This window comes from Citrobacter sp. Cpo221, from assembly GCF_030332345.1.
Taxonomy (GTDB): Bacteria; Pseudomonadota; Gammaproteobacteria; order Enterobacterales; family Enterobacteriaceae; genus Citrobacter; species Citrobacter portucalensis.
Window position 1 is genome coordinate 67,535 of record NZ_JAOWIA010000060.1, and the last position, 19,075, is coordinate 86,609.

General features: G+C 53.8%; 13 protein-coding genes and 1 pseudogene. 11 read left to right on the forward strand and 3 right to left on the reverse strand.

Going from position 1 to position 19,075, the window contains the following annotated elements; genetic code table 11:
- The first annotated feature begins 205 nt into the window (after nt 1–205).
- The 7 genes and pseudogenes from greB to OGY72_RS24980 all read left to right on the forward strand — a co-directional run bounded on the left by greB (nt 206) and on the right by OGY72_RS24980 (nt 7,299).
- Entirely contained in the window at nt 206–679 is a 474-nt protein-coding gene (gene greB, locus OGY72_RS20895; RefSeq protein WP_003023524.1) for a transcription elongation factor GreB, read from the forward strand.
- A 98-nt stretch (nt 680–777) separates the two neighbouring features.
- On the forward strand, nt 778–3,111 hold the full coding sequence (locus OGY72_RS20900; protein WP_286549224.1) for a Tex family protein: 2,334 nt from the start codon (nt 778–780) through the stop codon (nt 3,109–3,111).
- Nucleotides 3,112–3,543: 432 nt separating this feature from the next.
- Nucleotides 3,544–3,771 carry a ferrous iron transporter A gene (gene feoA, locus OGY72_RS20905; protein WP_003023519.1) on the forward strand — a complete coding sequence of 76 codons (228 nt, stop codon included), beginning with the start codon at nt 3,544–3,546 and terminating at the stop codon, nt 3,769–3,771.
- 18 nt (nt 3,772–3,789) lie between these two features.
- Nucleotides 3,790–6,108: a Fe(2+) transporter permease subunit FeoB gene (feoB, locus tag OGY72_RS20910; RefSeq protein WP_003827652.1), complete on the forward strand. Its 2,319-nt coding sequence runs from the start codon at nt 3,790–3,792 to the stop codon at nt 6,106–6,108.
- Between the two features lie 11 nt (nt 6,109–6,119).
- Entirely contained in the window at nt 6,120–6,356 is a 237-nt protein-coding gene (gene feoC / locus OGY72_RS20915) for a [Fe-S]-dependent transcriptional repressor FeoC (protein ID WP_003023516.1), read from the forward strand.
- A 245-nt stretch (nt 6,357–6,601) separates the two neighbouring features.
- Nucleotides 6,602–6,856 (forward strand): annotated as a pseudogene (locus tag OGY72_RS24975) (Rpn family recombination-promoting nuclease/putative transposase); the annotation flags it as partial.
- Between the two features lie 53 nt (nt 6,857–6,909).
- On the forward strand, nt 6,910–7,299 hold the full coding sequence (locus OGY72_RS24980) for an Rpn/YhgA-type helix-turn-helix domain-containing protein (RefSeq protein WP_502872612.1): 390 nt from the start codon (nt 6,910–6,912) through the stop codon (nt 7,297–7,299).
- 44 nt (nt 7,300–7,343) lie between these two features.
- Here the strand turns inward: OGY72_RS24980 and bioH are convergent, their stop codons facing one another.
- Complete coding sequence (gene bioH, locus OGY72_RS20925) at nt 7,344–8,114, reverse strand: pimeloyl-ACP methyl ester esterase BioH (protein WP_063941388.1); 771 nt, start codon at nt 8,112–8,114, stop codon at nt 7,344–7,346.
- Between the two features lie 37 nt (nt 8,115–8,151).
- Between bioH and gntX the strand changes: the two genes are divergently transcribed.
- From gntX to gntT, 3 genes are all read left to right on the forward strand, one after another.
- Complete coding sequence (gene gntX / locus OGY72_RS20930) at nt 8,152–8,835, forward strand: DNA utilization protein GntX (protein WP_286549228.1); 684 nt, start codon at nt 8,152–8,154, stop codon at nt 8,833–8,835.
- 58 nt (nt 8,836–8,893) lie between these two features.
- Entirely contained in the window at nt 8,894–9,469 is a 576-nt protein-coding gene (gene nfuA, locus OGY72_RS20935) for a Fe-S biogenesis protein NfuA (protein WP_003023509.1), read from the forward strand.
- Nucleotides 9,470–9,848: 379 nt separating this feature from the next.
- The gene (gene gntT, locus OGY72_RS20940; RefSeq protein WP_079938117.1) at nt 9,849–11,165 is read left to right on the forward strand and encodes a gluconate transporter; all 1,317 of its coding nucleotides are present in this window, start codon (nt 9,849–9,851) and stop codon (nt 11,163–11,165) included.
- Nucleotides 11,166–11,245: 80 nt separating this feature from the next.
- Here the strand turns inward: gntT and malQ are convergent, their stop codons facing one another.
- Both malQ and malP read right to left on the reverse strand, forming a co-directional pair.
- On the reverse strand, nt 11,246–13,333 hold the full coding sequence (gene malQ / locus OGY72_RS20945; RefSeq protein ID WP_286549233.1) for a 4-alpha-glucanotransferase: 2,088 nt from the start codon (nt 13,331–13,333) through the stop codon (nt 11,246–11,248).
- A gap of 9 nt (nt 13,334–13,342) precedes the next feature.
- Nucleotides 13,343–15,736, reverse strand: coding sequence for a maltodextrin phosphorylase (gene malP / locus OGY72_RS20950; protein ID WP_286549236.1), 2,394 nt, complete (start codon nt 15,734–15,736; stop codon nt 13,343–13,345).
- Between the two features lie 618 nt (nt 15,737–16,354).
- On the opposite strand from malP, the gene malT reads away from it, so the two are divergent.
- Nucleotides 16,355–19,060 (forward strand): HTH-type transcriptional regulator MalT, encoded by a 2,706-nt coding sequence (malT, locus tag OGY72_RS20955; protein ID WP_003827634.1) that lies wholly within the window; start codon nt 16,355–16,357, stop codon nt 19,058–19,060.
- Nucleotides 19,061–19,075 lie beyond the last annotated feature (15 nt).

Here is a 19,075-nt window from a genome sequence, read left to right on the forward strand (position 1 = left end):
CGCAACAATTAAGTGTATATTCTTAAGAAAGCTAACGTGACTCACCAGCGAATTCTGGTATGAATTCCAGGCTAAATTGTTACAAAGCATATTAAACAGCAGCTTAAGTATACAATGTTTCTCGCAATACATTATTTATTCTGTTGATATGCTCACGTAATACTAATTGTGCGCATCATCACAGAGTCGAAGGTAAAACAATAAGATGAAAACGCCCCTGATAACCCGTGAAGGGTATGAAAAACTTAAACAAGAGCTGAATTATCTCTGGCGTGAAGAGCGCCCGGAAGTCACCAAAAAAGTTACCTGGGCTGCAAGTCTGGGTGACCGCAGCGAAAATGCCGACTACCAGTATAATAAAAAGCGCCTGCGTGAGATCGACCGCCGCGTCCGTTATTTGACCAAGTGCATGGAGAATCTAAAAATCGTCGATTACTCCCCGCAGCAGGAAGGCAAAGTCTTCTTTGGCGCATGGGTTGAGATTGAAAATGACGATGGCGACATCCGCAAATTCCGTATTGTTGGCTACGATGAGATCTTCGGTCGTAAGGATTACATCTCAATCGACTCACCAATGGCGCGGGCGCTATTGAAAAAAGAGGTCGGCGATCTCGCAGTAGTAAACACCCCAGGTGGCGAAGCCAGCTGGTACGTGAATGAGATTGAATACGTGAAGTGAGACCGGAACAATCCGAAGCCCCGGCAGATGGCTGGCATTTTTGCCAGTCAATCCGTATAACTATCCCCTGATTTTTTATCCTATAGACGAAGCTATCCATGATGAATGATTCTTTCTGCCGCATTATCGCAGGTGAAATTCAGGCTCGTGCTGAACAGGTAGAAGCTGCCGTTCGCCTGCTTGACGAAGGGAACACCGTGCCGTTTATCGCACGATATCGTAAGGAAATCACCGGCGGTCTGGACGATACGCAACTGCGTAATCTGGAAACCCGTCTGGGATATCTGCGTGAACTGGAAGACCGCCGTCAGGCAATCCTGAAATCTATCGGCGAGCAAGGCAAACTGACTGACGATCTGGCGAAAGCGATCAACGGCACGTTAAGTAAGACCGAACTCGAAGATCTCTATCTGCCGTATAAACCAAAGCGCCGCACCCGTGGGCAGATCGCCATTGAGGCTGGACTGGAGCCGCTGGCAGACCTGCTGTGGAACGAACCGTCTCACGACCCGGAAACGGAAGCCGCAAAATATCTCAACGCCGAAAACGGCGTGGCGGATACCAAAGCCGCCCTCGACGGCGCGCGCTACATTCTAATGGAGCGCTTCGCTGAAGATGCTGCTCTGCTGGCGAAAGTACGTGATTATCTGTGGAAAAACGCCCACCTGGTCGCCACCGTGGTAAGCGGTAAAGAAGAGGAAGGCGCTAAGTTCCGCGACTACTTCGATCACCACGAACCGATTTCTACCGTGCCATCCCACCGTGCGCTGGCCATGTTCCGTGGTCGTAACGAAGGCGTGTTACAGCTTTCACTGAATGCCGATCCGCAATTCGATGAGCCACCAAAAGAGAGCCACGGCGAGCAGATTATCCGCGATCATCTGGGGCTGCGCCTGAACAACGCCCCAGCAGACAGCTGGCGTAAAGGCGTGGTTAGCTGGACCTGGCGCATCAAAGTGCTGATGCACCTTGAAACCGAGCTGATGGGTACCGTGCGCGAACGTGCGGAAGATGAAGCTATCAACGTCTTTGCCCGTAACCTGCATGACCTGCTGATGGCCGCTCCGGCCGGGCTGCGCGCCACCATGGGCCTCGATCCAGGTCTGCGTACCGGTGTAAAAGTGGCAGTGGTTGACGGTACCGGTAAGCTGGTCGCGACCGACACCATTTATCCGCATACCGGTCAGGCCGCCAAAGCCGCCGTTGCCGTTGCGACGCTGTGTGAAAAACACAACGTTGAACTGGTGGCGATTGGTAACGGTACGGCATCGCGCGAAACCGAGCGTTTCTTCCTCGACGTGCAAAAGCAGTTCCCGCAAGTGACCGCGCAGAAAGTGATCGTCAGTGAAGCCGGCGCGTCGGTTTACTCTGCATCCGAACTGGCGGCGCTGGAGTTCCCGGACCTCGACGTATCTCTGCGTGGCGCGGTGTCTATCGCCCGTCGTCTGCAGGATCCGCTGGCTGAGCTGGTGAAAATCGATCCGAAATCTATCGGCGTGGGCCAGTATCAGCACGACGTAAGCCAGACTCAGTTGGCGCGTAAGCTGGATGCGGTGGTGGAAGACTGCGTGAACGCCGTCGGCGTCGATCTGAATACCGCCTCCGTACCGCTGCTGACCCGTGTTGCTGGTCTGACGCGCATGATGGCGCAGAATATCGTTGCCTGGCGTGATGAGAACGGTCAATTCCAGAACCGTCAGCAACTGTTAAAAGTCAGCCGTCTTGGACCTAAAGCCTTTGAACAGTGCGCGGGCTTCCTGCGTATCAACCACGGCGATAACCCGCTGGATGCCTCTACCGTCCACCCGGAAGCTTATCCGGTTGTGGAACGCATTCTGGCCGCCACCGAGCAATCGTTGCGTGACCTGATGGGTAACAGCAGCGAATTGCGCAATCTGAAACCCGCTGATTTTACCGACGAACGCTTCGGGGTGCCGACCGTCACCGACATCATCAAAGAGCTGGAAAAGCCGGGCCGCGATCCGCGTCCTGAATTTAAAACCGCACAGTTTGCTGATGGCGTCGAAACCATGAACGACTTACTGCCGGGAATGATTCTGGAAGGGGCAGTCACCAACGTCACCAACTTCGGCGCGTTTGTTGATATCGGCGTTCATCAGGATGGTCTGGTGCATATCTCTTCGCTGTCGAATAAGTTCGTCGAAGATCCACACACCGTGGTGAAAGCGGGCGACATTGTGAAGGTGAAAGTGCTGGAAGTGGACCTGCAACGTAAGCGTATCGCGCTGACCATGCGTCTGGACGAGCAGCCGGGTGAAACCAATGCGCGCCGCGGCGGCGGGAATAACGATCGCGCTCAGGGCAATCACCCGGCACCAAAAGCGGCGAAACCGCGTGGTCGTGACGCACAGCCTACAGGCAACAGTGCGATGATGGATGCGTTGGCGGCGGCGATGGGTAAAAAACGCTAAGTTTAAACCCTGTGCCGGATGGTGGTGTAAACGCCCTGTCCGGCCAGGTTATCGCAATTAATTTGCAGGCCGGATAAGACGCATGAGCGTCGCCATCCGGCATATTTAATCTATGCCCCGCTTTGCACCACAATATATTTATCACTTCATTAACAGATGAAACCTTAATTAAACATTAAGATCCCCAATAATTACTTCCGCGAATCACTCGTTTCCAACCAGAATAAATATTGAGGAATATCAAAATTGGCTCAAATTATTATCCAATTGTACATTCCGTCACATTTATTCTATTGATGATAGAAACCATTCTCATTATCATTGATTTGTTGATTATTTACTCTTCCCTTACGTTGGCTAATCATCTGGTCTCATGCCGCCCTGTCGCCCCATGAGGTAATCATCCAGTTAGCGAGATATAAGTAGGTCCCTATGCAATTCACTCCTGACAGTGCGTGGAAAATTACCGGTTTTGCCCGTGAAATCAGCCCGGCTTATCGTCAGAAACTGTTGTCACTTGGCATGCTACCCGGCTCATCCTTCAACGTGGTACGCGTCGCCCCGCTCGGCGATCCTATCCATATCGAAACGCGTCGCGTAAGTCTGGTATTGCGTAAGAAGGATTTGGCGTTATTAGAAGTGGAAGCGGTTTCCTGTTAATACAGTGAGTCTATAAAAATGAAAAAACTAACCATTGGTTTAATTGGTAATCCTAATTCCGGCAAGACAACTTTATTCAACCAGCTCACCGGCGCGCGCCAGCGTGTAGGCAACTGGGCTGGCGTTACCGTTGAGCGTAAAGAAGGCCATTTCGCCACGACGGACCACCAGGTCACGCTGGTCGATTTACCCGGCACTTATTCTCTGACGACAATCTCATCCCAAACCTCTCTCGATGAGCAGATTGCCTGCCACTATATTTTAAGCGGCGACGCGGATCTGCTGATCAACGTGGTCGATGCTTCAAACCTTGAACGCAACCTCTACCTGACGTTGCAACTGCTTGAGCTGGGTATTCCCTGTATCGTTGCACTGAACATGCTGGATATTGCTGAGAAACAGCAAATCCGTATCGATATCGACGCCCTCTCCGCTCGTCTTGGCTGTCCGGTGGTTCCACTGGTTTCCACTCGTGCGCGCGGCATTGAAGCACTGAAGCTGGCGATCGATCGCTACAAAGAAAACGACACCGTTGAGCTGGTCCATTATGCCCAGCCGCTGCTGCAAGAAGCTGATTCTCTCGCCGACGCAATGGCCAAAGATATGCCGCTCAAACAGCGCCGCTGGCTAGGCCTGCAGATGCTCGAAGGCGATATCTACAGCCGTGCTTACGCCGGTGATGCAGCACAAAACCTTGATGCCGCTGTTGCTCGCCTGAGTGAGACAATGGACGACCCGGCGCTACATATTGCCGATGCACGTTACCAGTGCATTGCCGCTATCTGCGATACCGTCAGTAATACCCTGACGGCAGAGCCGAGCCGTTTCACCACAGCGGTAGATAAAATTATCCTCAACCGCTTCCTCGGTCTGCCGATTTTCCTGTTCGTGATGTACCTGATGTTCCTGCTTGCCATCAACATTGGCGGCGCGCTGCAGCCGTTGTTTGATGTTGGCTCCGTGGCGCTCTTTATCCATGGTATTCAGTGGATTGGCTATACGCTGCATTTCCCGGACTGGCTGACTATCTTCCTGGCCCAGGGCCTTGGCGGCGGGATTAACACCGTGCTGCCGCTGGTACCGCAAATCGGCATGATGTATCTGTTCCTCTCTTTCCTTGAAGACTCCGGCTACATGGCGCGCGCCGCATTTGTGATGGACCGTCTAATGCAGGCGCTGGGACTGCCGGGCAAATCATTTGTCCCGCTGATCGTCGGCTTTGGTTGTAACGTACCGTCAGTGATGGGCGCGCGTACGCTGGACGCCCCGCGTGAGCGTCTGATGACCATCATGATGGCGCCGTTTATGTCCTGTGGCGCACGTCTGGCGATTTTCGCCGTCTTTGCCGCCGCGTTCTTTGGTCAGAACGGCGCGCTGGCGGTCTTCTCGCTGTACGTGCTGGGTATCGTTATGGCGGTGTTGACCGGCCTGATGCTCAAACACACCATCATGCGTGGCGAAGCAACGCCGTTCGTGATGGAGCTGCCGGTATATCACGTACCGCACATTAAGAGTCTGATCATTCAAACCTGGCAACGTCTGAAAGGCTTCGTTCTGCGTGCAGGTAAAGTCATCATCATCGTCAGCATTTTCCTCAGCGCGTTTAACAGCTTCTCACTGAGCGGGAAAATCGTCGACAACATCAACGACTCTGCTCTGGCTTCCGTTAGCCGCGTCATTACCCCAGTCTTTAAGCCGATTGGTGTTCACGAAGATAACTGGCAGGCAACCGTAGGTCTGTTCACCGGCGCGATGGCGAAAGAAGTGGTTGTCGGTACGCTGAACACGCTCTATACCGCAGAAAACATTCAGGAAGAAGAGTTCAACCCGGCAGATTTCCACCTCGGTGACGAGCTGCTCGGCGCGGTAGATGAAACCTGGCAAAGCCTGAAAGACACTTTCAGCCTGAGCGTGCTGGCTAACCCTATCGAAGCCAGCAAGGGCGACGGTGAAATGGCTACCGGTGCAATGGGCGTGATGGGCGAGAAATTTGGCAGCGCCGCCGCCGCGTACAGCTATCTGATCTTTGTTCTGCTGTATGTACCGTGCATTTCAGTGATGGGCGCTATCGCACGTGAATCCAGCCGTGGCTGGATGAGCTTCTCGATTCTGTGGGGCCTGAATATCGCCTACTCTCTGTCGACGCTGTTTTATCAGACGGTCAGCTACAAAGAACACCCGACCTACAGCCTGGTGTGCATTTTAGCGGTCATCCTGTTTAACATCGTGTTGCTGGGCCTTCTGCGTCGAGCTCGCAGCCGCGTGGACCTCGCACTGCTGGCAACCAACAGAACGGCGAGTTCCTGCTGTTCCAGCACGACTGGCGATTGCCACTAAGGTTATCGACAATGGCATCGCTTATTCAGGTTCGTGATTTACTGGCTTTGCGGGGGCGCATGGAGGCGACACAAATTAGCCACACGCTGCATACCCCGCAGCCCATGATTGACGCCATGCTGAATCAGTTAGAAAAGATGGGCAAAGCGGTGCGGATTCAGGAAGATGCCGACGGGTGTCTTTCCGGAAGCTGCAAAAGTTGCCCAGAAGGTAAAGCCTGCCTGCGCGAGTGGTGGGCTTTACGCTAATCAGATGCTCTTTGCCGGATGGCGCTACGCTTATCCGGCCTACAAATGATGCAAACGTCCAGGCCGGATAACGCGTTTACGCTGATATCCGGCTTTTTTGCGAAATGGATTCCACGCAGATTTCATTATTTCAGCAAAAAAGATCTATCCTCCAGCCAGCCACGCATCGTTATTAATTCGTGGATGATTACTGGTAACCTGGGAAGTAGAGTCTCGTCATCTTTTTTCTCAGGTGACGGATCGCCATGAATACTGACACGACTGCTACGCCGCATGACGCGATTTTCAAAACGTTCTTAAACCACCCGGCGACCGCACGCGACTTTCTTCAGCTTCATCTTCCAGCCTCTTTGCAAAAACTTTGCGATCTTAAAACGCTGCAACTGGAATCGGGTAGCTTTATTGAGGACGATTTGCGCGCGTACTACTCTGATGTGCTGTGGTCGTTAAAAACTCGCGAAGGCGATGGCTATATTTACACCATCATTAAGCATCAGAGCATCGCCGGATAGCGCTGCTGGAACTCATCCAAAAACATATCCGTAAACGCGATTTGATGGGGTTGGTAGAAAAGCTGGCCATCCTGCTTGTTAAAGGACACGCTAATGACAACCAGTTGAAAGCCTTGTTTAATTATTTAATGCAGGCCGGTAACACCACACATTTTGGCGAGTTCCTTCATGAAGTCGCCGAACGTTTACCCCAACATAAGGACAAGTTGATGACTATCGCCGAAAGATTACGACAGGAAGGGCACCTTAATGGTCTTCAGGAAGGCCATAGGAAAGGGTTGCAAGAAGGGTTACAAACGGGTCTGCAACAAGGCAAACGAGAGGAAGCATTACGTATTGCATCAACTATGCAGGCTGATGGTATAGACCCACTAACCATCTTCAGAATTACTGGCCTGACCGCTGAGGATCTGGCTACGCGCAGCCATTAATCTCAGGCCCGGCGAGCATGGCACCACCGGGCAACACATCAAATTTATAGTTTCTGTTTTAACGCCACAAGCGCAGCACAGAATTCGGCGGGATGCGAGATAAACGGCGCATGCGCCGCTTTGGCAAACACCAAAGACTCGCTCTGCGGCCACAGTGCATCCAGCATCGGGACGACTTTGCGCGGCACCAGCCCGTCAAGATAGCCATACAACCGCAGGAAAGGTATTGCCACCGCGCACAGCGGTTCTCGCAGATCGACCGTTTTCAGGATCTCAAGTCCACCATTGAGCACCTCGACGTCCGGCATGGGTAAAGCCAGTACCGTTTTCTTCAGCGCTCGCGCATCCTGACGCGCAGTTTCTGTGCCCATCGTTTGCAATGCCAGAAAACGCTCCACCGTACGCTGGAAATCTTCGCTCAGCTGCTGCTGGAAACCTGCCAGCACCTCTGGCTTGATTCCCGGCCACTCATCCCGCGCGCTAAAGCAAGGGGAAGACGCGACGGTCACCAGCGCCTGAACACGCTCAGGATGCGTTAACGCTACCTGACTCGCGACCAGCCCACCCAGACTCCAGCCGAGCCAAATAGCTTTCTCCGGTGCCTGTTTCAATACCCGCTCAGCCATCTCTTCCAGCGACATTGCACCGAAACCCTGGCTACGACCAAATCCCGGTAAGTCGACAAGATGCAGCGTAAAATGCGAGCTCAGTTCCTCGCTTATGCAATGCCACACTTGCGCATTCAGTCCCCATCCGTGCAGCAGCACAAGATGACAATTTCCCGAACCCTGGGTCTGCCACCAGATGTCATTCATCAGTTATTGTTCTCTTTTAGCCTGAAAGGATGCATCTATGCTAACAGTACCGGGATTGTGCTGGCTATGCCGAATGCCCCTGACGTTAGGGCATTGGGGGATCTGCTCAGTCTGTACGCGGGCAACGCGTCAACACGCCAGCCTGTGCCCTCAATGTGGACTCCCTGCCGCTCATACCGTCATTCCCTGTGGGCGCTGCCTGCAAAAACCGCCGCCGTGGCAGAGACTGGTTACCGTCAGCGACTATGTTCCGCCGTTGAGCGGGCTTATCCACCAGCTCAAGTTTTCACGACGCAGCGAAACAGCCTCAGCTCTTTCACGTTTGCTATTGCTGGAGGTACTACAGGCCCGGCGCGCCAGCGGCCTTCTTCTACCGGACAGGCTGGTCAGCGTCCCGCTCTGGCAACGCCGACACTGGCGCAGAGGGTTTAATCAGAGCGATTTACTGTGCCGTCCGCTGGCACGCTGGCTGGGTTGCGACTGGGACATCCGGACCATCTCGCGGGTTCGGGCAACCGCCACACAGCACCATCTCAGCGCCCGATTACGTAAACAAAACCTGAAAAATGCCTTTCGCCTTGAATTGCCGGTGCAGGGACTCCATATGGTTATTGTGGATGATGTCGTCACTACCGGAAGTACCGTCGCGGAAATCGCGCAGCTGCTTTTACGCAACGGCGCGGCGACTGTCCAGGTATGGTGCCTGTGTCGAACCTTGTAGAGCCTCGATGATGGGCGTATTATAACCAAGTAAAATAGTCAACTATTAGGCCATTACTATGATCCATATTTCCGATGCTGCACAAGCGCACTTTGCCAAACTGCTGGCAAATCAGGAAGAAGGGACACAAATCCGCGTATTTGTGATTAATCCCGGCACGCCTAACGCTGAATGCGGCGTTTCTTATTGTCCGCCGGACGCCGTGGAAGCAACCGACACCGCCATTAAATTTGACCTGCTGACCGCATATGTTGATGAACTGAGCGCACCGTATCTGGAAGATGCAGAAATCGATTTCGTTACCGACCAGTTAGGCTCCCAACTGACCCTGAAAGCACCAAACGCCAAAATGCGTAAAGTTGCCGATGATGCGCCGCTGATGGAACGCGTGGAGTACATGCTGCAATCGCAGATCAACCCACAGCTGGCTGGCCACGGTGGTCGTGTCTCTCTGATGGAAATCACCGATGAAGGCTACGCCATTCTGCAGTTTGGCGGCGGCTGTAACGGCTGTTCAATGGTAGATGTAACGCTGAAAGAAGGTATCGAGAAGCAGCTGCTGGCTGAATTCCCTGAACTGAAAGGCGTTCGCGATTTAACCGAACACCAGCGCGGCGAGCACTCTTACTACTAACGCCTGAACCTGTAGAGTATCCGTAGGCCCGATAAGACGCCCCCGCGTCGCTATCGGGCATTAATGCCGGGTGGTAGCGTAATCGCTGACTCCGGCTTACGCCCCAACATTTCTTCGCATTTATCCTGCAACAATCCCCCGCATAATTTGACCAGCCTCTCATATTTTAAATTTTGCCTGTCCAGGTGATTTTCAAGCGCGGCATGTTACCCGTATCATTCGTATCAGCACCTAACACACACATAATAGCCAGTTAAACTGATTAGTTTTGAAGGCAACCAGCATTGGTGCTGAGAATACTCTGTTCCCGGTCGGGACAATCGGAATTTGTCATCTAAACACTGACGTTACCCATAACAAAGTAAAGGCCAGGTAAATCATGCCATTAGTCATCGTTGCTATCGGTGTAATCTTGTTACTCCTCCTGATGATCCGTTTCAAAATGAACGGCTTCATCGCTCTCGTCCTGGTGGCGCTTGCTGTCGGATTGATGCAAGGGATGCCACTGGATAAAGTCATCGGTTCGATTAAAGCCGGCGTCGGCGGAACCCTTGGCAGCCTCGCCCTGATTATGGGTTTTGGCGCCATGCTGGGCAAAATGCTGGCGGACTGCGGCGGCGCACAGCGCATCGCAACCACGCTGATTGCTAAATTCGGCAAAAAACACATTCAGTGGGCGGTGGTATTAACCGGCTTCACCGTCGGTTTTGCCCTGTTCTACGAAGTTGGCTTCGTGCTGATGCTGCCGCTGGTATTCACCATTGCTGCCGCTGCTAACATCCCGCTGCTGTACGTTGGTGTGCCGATGGCGGCTGCGCTGTCCGTTACTCACGGCTTCCTGCCACCGCACCCGGGTCCAACCGCTATTGCCACCATTTTCCACGCAGATATGGGTAAAACTCTGCTGTTTGGTACGATTCTGGCAATCCCGACCGTTATTCTCGCCGGTCCGGTATACGCGCGTTTCCTGAAAGGCATCGATAAGCCAATCCCGGAAGGTCTGTACAGCGCAAAAACCTTCACTGAAGAAGAGATGCCAGGCTTTGGCGTCAGCGTCTGGACCTCTCTGGTCCCGGTTATCCTGATGGCAATGCGCGCCGTGGCAGAGATGATTCTGCCGAAAGGCCATGCTTTCCTGACGGTTGCTGAATTCCTCGGTGACCCGGTCATGGCAACGTTGATTGCGGTGCTGATTGCGATGTTCACTTTTGGTCTGAACCGCGGACGTTCGATGGATCAGATTAACGACACGCTGGTGTCCTCAATCAAAATCATCGCGATGATGCTGTTGATCATCGGTGGTGGCGGTGCCTTTAAACAGGTTCTGGTTGATAGCGGCGTGGACAAATACATCGCCTCAATGATGCACGGCTCTAACGTGTCTCCACTGCTGATGGCATGGTCTATCGCTGCGGTACTGCGTATCGCACTGGGTTCCGCGACCGTTGCAGCGATCACCGCTGGTGGGATTGCGGCACCGCTGATTGCAACGACCGGCGTAAGCCCTGAGCTGATGGTTATTGCGGTTGGTTCCGGTTCCGTCATTTTCTCCCACGTGAACGATCCAGGCTTCTGGCTGTTCAAGGAGTACTTCAACCTGACCATCGGTGAAACCATCAAGTCATGGTCAATGCTGGAAACCATTATCTCCGTCTGCGGTCTGGTAGGGTGTCTGCTGCTGGGTATGGTCGTCTGATAAAACAGTGCCTGATGGCGCTACGCTTATCAGCGTCCAGTGATATCACCATAAAAAAGCCGGGGAAATCCCCGGCTTTTTTACTTCTTCTTCGCGGCCGCTTTTCGCCGCTTATCCAAATCCTTAATCAGCTTATTCACGCCCTCATCGGCAAACATCTGTTCCAGCGTGGCGGTGAGCTTACGCCGCCAGTTTTTGTACTGATCGCTGGTCCCCGGAATGTTGACCGGCTCAGCCATGTCCAGCCAGTCTTCCGGCTGCAGGCCCAGCAGCGCACTGTTGCTGTCAGCAATGTAGCGTTGCATGCCGCGATTCAGAATCGGCGTCATCGACATCAGGGACGCCTTGTGACCGGCACGTTTTGGCAGGCAGCCGTATTTGTGCAGCGCATCCAGCAGCCCCTGTTTCGCCAGTTCTCGGTCCTGATACAACCCGCGCAGCACGACTTCATCCGGGTACAGGCCCAGTGCTTTACCCAGCGTCAGATCGCCGCTATCCCAATAACCTTTAAGCGTAGGAAGGTCATGCGTCGCCGCGACTGCCATTGATTGTTCCGGGTACGCTTTCGGTGCACGGAAGTTTTTCTCATGGTCATTCTCAAAATAAAGCACTTTGTAGGAGTAGACGCCGCTGTCACGCAACTTGCTGACGATCTCCACCGGCACTGTACCCAGATCTTCACCAATCACCATGCAATGGTGACGTTTACTTTCCAGCGCCAGAATTGACAGCAGATCGTCAACCGGATAATGCACGTAGGCACCGTGATCGGCAGTTTCTCCGTAAGGGATCCACCACAAACGCAGCATCGACATAACATGGTCAATACGCAGCGCGCCGCAGTTTTGCATATTGGCGCGCAGCAGTTCGATAAACGGTTCGTAAGCACGTGCCGTGATGATGTGCGGATCCATCGGCGGCAGTCCCCAGTTTTGCCCAAGCGGACCGAGAATATCCGGCGGCGCGCCAACCGAAGCTTTCAGGCAATACAACTCGCGGTCACACCAGGTTTCCGCCCCGCCTTCGGCCACGCCAACGGCCAGGTCGCGATACAGTCCAATTGGCATTGCAAACCCCTGGCTGGTTTTCCAGCAGTCAGCAAACTGGGTATACGCCAGCCATTGCAACCACAGGTAGAAACCTACGTCATCACGATGTTCTTCGCAGAAGCGTTTTACCTCTGGCGAGTCCACTGACTGGAAAGCTTCTGGCCACACCGGCCAGCCCCAGCGCAATGCGTCCTCTTTCACCTGATGCGCATGCAGTGCATCAAAAGCTGCCTGCCAGTAGAGGCTATCCCCTTCCTGAGCCACAAACTGGCGAAATGCCGCCATCTGCTCATCATCACGCGCAGAGAAGCTTTTCCACGCCATACGTAGCGCCGTCATCTTCAGTGCGGTAACAGCAGAATAATCAACCCACTCGGCATCGCGCGCGCGTTGCAGAGCCTGCTGAGTCGCGGGTTTCTGCCACCACGCCTGCGCCTCTTTACTCAGACGGAAATCATCAACTGCGTTCACATCAATATAAATAACGTTCAGCCAGCGGCGTGACGACGGGCTGTACGGGCTGGCGCTCTCCGGATTCGCCGGATACAGCGCGTGAATCGGATTAAGCCCGATAAACGCGCCGCCGCGTTGCGCCACATCCACCAGCATGGTGCGGAGATCGCCAAAATCGCCGATCCCCCAGTTCTTTTCCGATCGCAGGGTGTAGAGCTGAACACATGCCCCCCACAGCTTCTGCCCGGCTAACAACGCCTGCGGTTCGTAACAGCGCTTTGGCGCCACGATGATACGACAATGGGTACGCAGCTCGCCCTGGGTCAGGGTCAACGTGTGATACCCCTCCGGCAGCTTCGCCGGAAGGTTAAAAGATTTACCGCCGACGGCATGCCCTTTGTGCTGCACGCCCTCTTCGGTGGTCAGCAACCAGTTAAACTCTCCGCTTCCCTCAACCGCCAGCGGCATTTTCTTGCCAGCGGTATAGACCATGACGTTCGGCACCGGGGTTACCGCCACCTGAGTGGCAGCGGTGGTGCGATGCATGGCGTCAAGCAAACGCCGTTTGGTTTCGGCGCCAATAGACTGCGGTTTACCGTGGGCATTAATGTAATTGGGGCTGATCCCCGCCGCCAGCGCGGCATTATCCAGACGTTTGCTTTCCATCGCGATTCCTTAACGTTTCGCCTGCCAGATACGAGCCTGATAATCGCGGATGGAGCGATCCGAGCTGAACATGCCGCAACGCGCGGTATTCAGAATCGCCGCCCGGGTCCAGGCGTCCTGGTCACGATACAACACGTCAACCTGCTTCTGAGCTTCAACGTAGGCCGCGAAGTCCGCCATCACCAGATACGGGTCGCCGCCCTGCTTGCCGATACTGTGCAGCATCTGGTCAAAGGCATGCTTGTCGCCATCGCTGTATTTCCCGCTTTCCAGCTCTTTCAGGACAGCATCCAGCACTTTGTCTTTTTTACGCCATTTCACCGGGTCGTAGCCTTTGGCTTTGAGCGCCTTCACCTCTTCCACGGTATGACCAAAGATAAAGATATTCTCGTCACCCACCTTCTCGGCGATTTCGACGTTTGCTCCATCCAGCGTACCTACGGTTAACGCACCGTTCAGCGCCAGCTTCATGTTACCGGTGCCGGAAGCCTCTTTCCCTGCGGTTGAAATCTGTTCAGAGATATCCGCCGCCGGAATCAGCATTTCCGCCGCCGAGACACAATAATCCGGCAGGAAGACGACCTTCAGCTTGTCGCCGACTTTCGGGTCGTTATTGATGGTTTGTGCAACCTGGTTGATGGCGAAGATGATATTTTTCGCCAGGTAGTAACCCGGAGCAGCTTTTGCGCCAAACAGGAATACGCGCGGCACGCGATCTGCCTGCGGGTTCTCACGGATTTCTTTGTACAACGCCAGAATATGCAGCAGATTCAGGTGCTGGCGCTTGTACTCATGCAGACGTTTAATCTGAATATCAAAGATAGCGTTAGTCGTTATTTCAATACCGGTACGCGCTTTAATAAACTTCACCAGGCGCTCTTTGTTCGCCAGTTTGATGTCACGATACTGCTGGCGGAACTTCGCGTCGTCGGCGTATTTTTCCAGATTGATCAGCTGATCGAGATCGTTAGCCCACTCTTTTTTCAGCGATTTATCCAGCAGTGCGGCAAGCGCCGGGTTACATTGCTTAATCCAGCGACGCGGAGTAATCCCGTTGGTGACGTTATGGAATTTGTTCGGCCAGAGCTGGTGATATTCCGGGAACAGATCTTTCACTACCAGATCGGAGTGCAGCGCCGCCACACCGTTGACCGCAAAACCGCTGACCACGCACATGTTGGCCATACGCACCTGTTTACTGTGCACCACTGCCAGCTTCGCCCAGACTTCAGCATCACCCGGCCAGGTTTTATCAACCAACGTCTTAAAGCGGTCGTTAATCTCTTTGATGATTTGCATGTGGCGCGGCAGGAGTGCTTTCACCAGTTTCTCATCCCAGCACTCTAACGCTTCCGGCATCAGGGTGTGGTTGGTGTAAGCGAAGGTTTTGCTGGTAATCGCCCACGCATCGTCCCAGCTCATCTGGTGCTCATCAATCAGCACGCGCAGCAGTTCAGGGATCGCGATAGTCGGGTGAGTATCGTTAAGTTGAATGACTTCGTAATCAGCCAGTTCGTGCAGCTTACGCCCTGCCAGATGATGGCGGCGCAGAATGTCGGCTACGGAGCAGGCGCACTGGAAGTACTGCTGCATCAGGCGCAGCTTTTTACCCGCAGTGTGGTTATCGTTCGGGTACAGCACTTTCGTCAGTTTTTCAGCGTCGATGCCCTGCTGCTCTGCGCGCAGGAAATCGCCGTCATTAAATTTGGTCAGGTTAAACGGGTGCGCATGGCTGGCCTGCCACAGACGCAGCGGTTGCGCTACGCCGTTACGGTAACCGAGAACCGGCAGATCCCAAGCCTGGCCGGTGATAGTAAACCCTGGCTCCCAGTGCCCTTCTTTGGTGACCTTGCCGCCAATCCCAACCTGCACATCCAGCGCCTCGTTGTGACGGAACCACGGGTAGCTGCCACGATGCCAGTCATCCGGGGCTTCCATCTGTTGGCCATCGGCAAACGACTGACGGAACAGGCCGTACTGGTAGTTGAGGCCATAGCCCGTCGCCGACTGGCCGACTGTCGCCATCGAATCAAGGAAGCAGGCCGCCAGGCGTCCCAATCCACCGTTACCCAACGCCGGATCGATCTCTTCTTCCAGCAGATCAGTCAGGTTGACGTCATGCGCTTTCAGCTCATCGCTCACCGCCTGATACCAGCCGAGGTTGAGTAAATTGTTGCCGGTCAGGCGACCAATCAAAAACTCCATCGAGATGTAGTTAACGTGACGCTGATTTTTTGCCGGTTTCGCCGCAGGCTGGGCGCTGAGTAACTCAGCCAACGCCCCACTCACTGCCTGCCACCACTGGCGCGACGTCATTTCTTGAGCCGACAGTAAACCGAAGCGCTGCCACTGACGCGTCAGGGCAGCCTGAAATTGATCTTTGTTGAAAGTAGGCTGTGACATAGGGGTTCCAGATCCTTAGGTAATAAAACAACGTTATCGCTAGTTTGCCTGGCTCGTTGTTGACATTCCTCATCCTGGCACGGATTAGGGAGGGAGGAGGAGCGGGGATGAGCATAAAAGTGTGATCACCACCACTTAAAGGGGAGGTAATTGCCCGTAAATTCGCGCAAACCCCGCATAACGCTCTTCGGATGACGCATTAGTAACAAAGGATTAATCGACAATATCAAATAGCGATATGACGATGAGAAACAATGTGTAAATAGGGAAATAGTTTCTAACCTGAAATATCTGTGCCGGATAAGATAGTTCACATAAAACTTTTAAGTCGGCCACAAAATTCGGTGATATTCATTAGCTATTTGAGCAACCATATAAAAAGAGAGGGATTTTTCAACACAGTTAAAATAACGACGGATCCAGTCGCCACGCCTGTTGCGACTCTTTAAAGCATTTATTGCAATAGATGTATAGATTTGTGACATAGTGCAAAATCAGACACACAAAAAGTCCGCTTAGCTTGCATAAAACACCAATCTGGCCGACCTTATATCTATTAATTACGAAGCGCAAAAAAAATCATTCTTCCCTATTTTCACACAGTGAAGTGACTAACTTATGTTGATTCCGTCTAAATTAAGTCGTCCGGTTCGACTCGACCATACGGTGGTTCGTGAGCGCCTGTTGGCTAAACTTTCCGGCGCGAACAATTTCAGGCTTGCCCTGATAACAAGTCCTGCTGGTTATGGAAAAACGACGCTGGTTTCACAATGGGCGGCAGGGAAAAATGATTTAGGCTGGTATTCTCTGGATGAGGGCGATAATCAGCAAGAGCGCTTTGCCAGTTATCTGATCGCCGCTATCCAACAGGCAACAGGTGGACACTGCACCACCAGTGAAGCAATGGTGCAAAAACGTCAGTACGCCAGCCTGACGTCACTGTTTGCCCAGCTATTTATCGAACTGGCCGAGTGGCACCGCCCGCTCTACCTGGTAGTAGATGATTATCATCTGATCTCTAACCCGGCCATTCACGAAGCGATGCGTTTCTTCCTGCGTCACCAGCCTGAGAACCTCACGCTGGTCGTGCTGTCGCGCAATCTGCCGCAACTGGGTATTGCCAACCTGCGGGTACGCGATCAACTGCTGGAGATAGGCAGCCAACAGCTGGCCTTTAACCATCAGGAAGCCAAACAATTTTTCGACCGACGTTTGTCCTCTCCCATTGAAGCGGCAGAAAGCAGCCGGATGTGCGATGACGTTGCTGGCTGGGCCACGGCGTTACAACTGATCGCCCTTTCCGCCCGCCAGAACAATCATTCCGCGCACCAGTCAGCACGACGCCTCGCAGGGATCAACGCCAGCCATTTGTCCGATTATCTGGTTGATGAAGTGCTGGACAGCGTCGACCTCGGCACCCGTCACTTCCTGCTGAAAAGCGCCATTCTGCGTTCCATGAACGATGCGCTGATCGTCCGCGTTACCGGGGAAGAAAACGGCCAGATGCGGCTGGAAGAAATTGAGCGCCAGGGGTTATTCCTGCAACGGATGGACGACGTTGGCGAGTGGTTCAGCTATCACCCGCTGTTTGGCAGTTTTTTACGCCAGCGCTGTCAATGGGAGCTGGCGAACGAACTGCCCGAAATACACCGCGCCGCAGCTGAAAGCTGGATGGCGCAAGGCTTCCCCAGCGAAGCTATCCACCACGCGCTGGCGGCCGGCGACGCCCATATGCTGCGCGATATCCTGCTTAATCATGCGTGGGGACTGTTTAACCACAGCGAGCTGACGTTACTGGAAGAGTCACTGAAAGCCCTGCCGTGGGAAAGCCTGCTGGAAAATCCACGTCTGGTTCTGTTACAAGCCTGGCTGATGCAAAGCCAGCACCGCTACGGAGAGGTTAACACCTTGCTGGCGCGCGCAGAGCAGGAAATGAAAGGCGACATGGAGCCGACACTGCACGCCGAATTCAACGCTTTACGGGCGCAGGTAGCGATTAACGACGGCAACCCTGACGAAGCCGAACGCCTGGCGAAACTGGCCCTGGATGAGTTACCCATCGCCTGGTTCTATAGCCGGATCGTCGCCACCTCGGTGCACGGCGAAGTCCTGCACTGTAAGGGCGATCTCACGCGCTCTCTGGCGTTAATGCAGCAAACCGAGCAAATGGCGCGTCATCATGACGTCTGGCATTACGCGCTGTGGAGTCTTATCCAGCAAAGTGAAATTTTGTTTGCCCAGGGCTTTTTACAGGCCGCCTGGGAAACTCAGGAAAAAGCATTCCAGCTGATCAAAGAGCAGCACCTGGAACAGCTGCCGATGCACGAATTTCTGGTACGTATTCGCGCACAACTACTGTGGGCATGGGCGCGTCTGGACGAATCAGAAGCCTCTGCCCGTAGCGGTATTGAACTGCTTTCCACTTTCCAGCCGCAGCAACAGCTACAGTGTCTGGCGCTGCTGGTTCAGTGTTCACTGGCACGGGGCGATCTCGATAACGCTCGCAGCCTGCTCAACCGCCTGGAAAACCTGCTGGGTAACGGTCACTATCACAGCGACTGGATCTCCAACGCCGATAAGGTGCGGGTGATTTACTGGCAAATGGTGGGCGACAAAAACTCGGCCGCCAACTGGCTGCGCCACACGCCAAAACCAGAATTCGCCAATAACCACTTCCTGCAAAGCCAGTGGCGCAACATCGCTCGCGCGCAAATCCTGCTCGGCGAGTTTGAACCGGCTGAGATTGTGCTGGAAGAGTTGAATGAAAATGCGCGCAATCTGCGCCTGATGAGCGATCTGAACCGTAACCTGTTGCTGCTTAATCAGCTCTACTGGCAGGCAGGGCGCAAAAATGACGCCCAGCGTGTGTTACTCGACGCCCTACAGCTGGCGAACCGCACCGGATTCATCAGCCACTTTGTTATCGAAGGCGAGGCCATGGCGCAACAACTGCGTCAGCTGATTCAGCTCAATACCTTACCGGAACTCGATCAGCACCGCGCCCAGCGCATTTTGCGTGAGATTAACCAGCACCACCGCCATAAATTTGCCCACTTCGATGAAGGGTTCGTTGAGCGTCTGCTTACTCACCCGGAAGTGCCGGAGCTTATCCGCACCAGCCCGCTGACCCAGCGCGAATGGCAGGTTCTGGGACTGATTTATTCGGGCTACAGCAACGAGCAGATCGCCGGAGAGCTGGCCGTCGCGGCAACGACCATCAAGACGCACATCCGCAATTTGTACCAAAAGCTCGGCGTCGCACATCGCCAGGATGCGGTGCAACATGCGCAGAAGCTGCTGAAGATGATGGGGTACGGCGTTTAGTTAATGCCTGATACG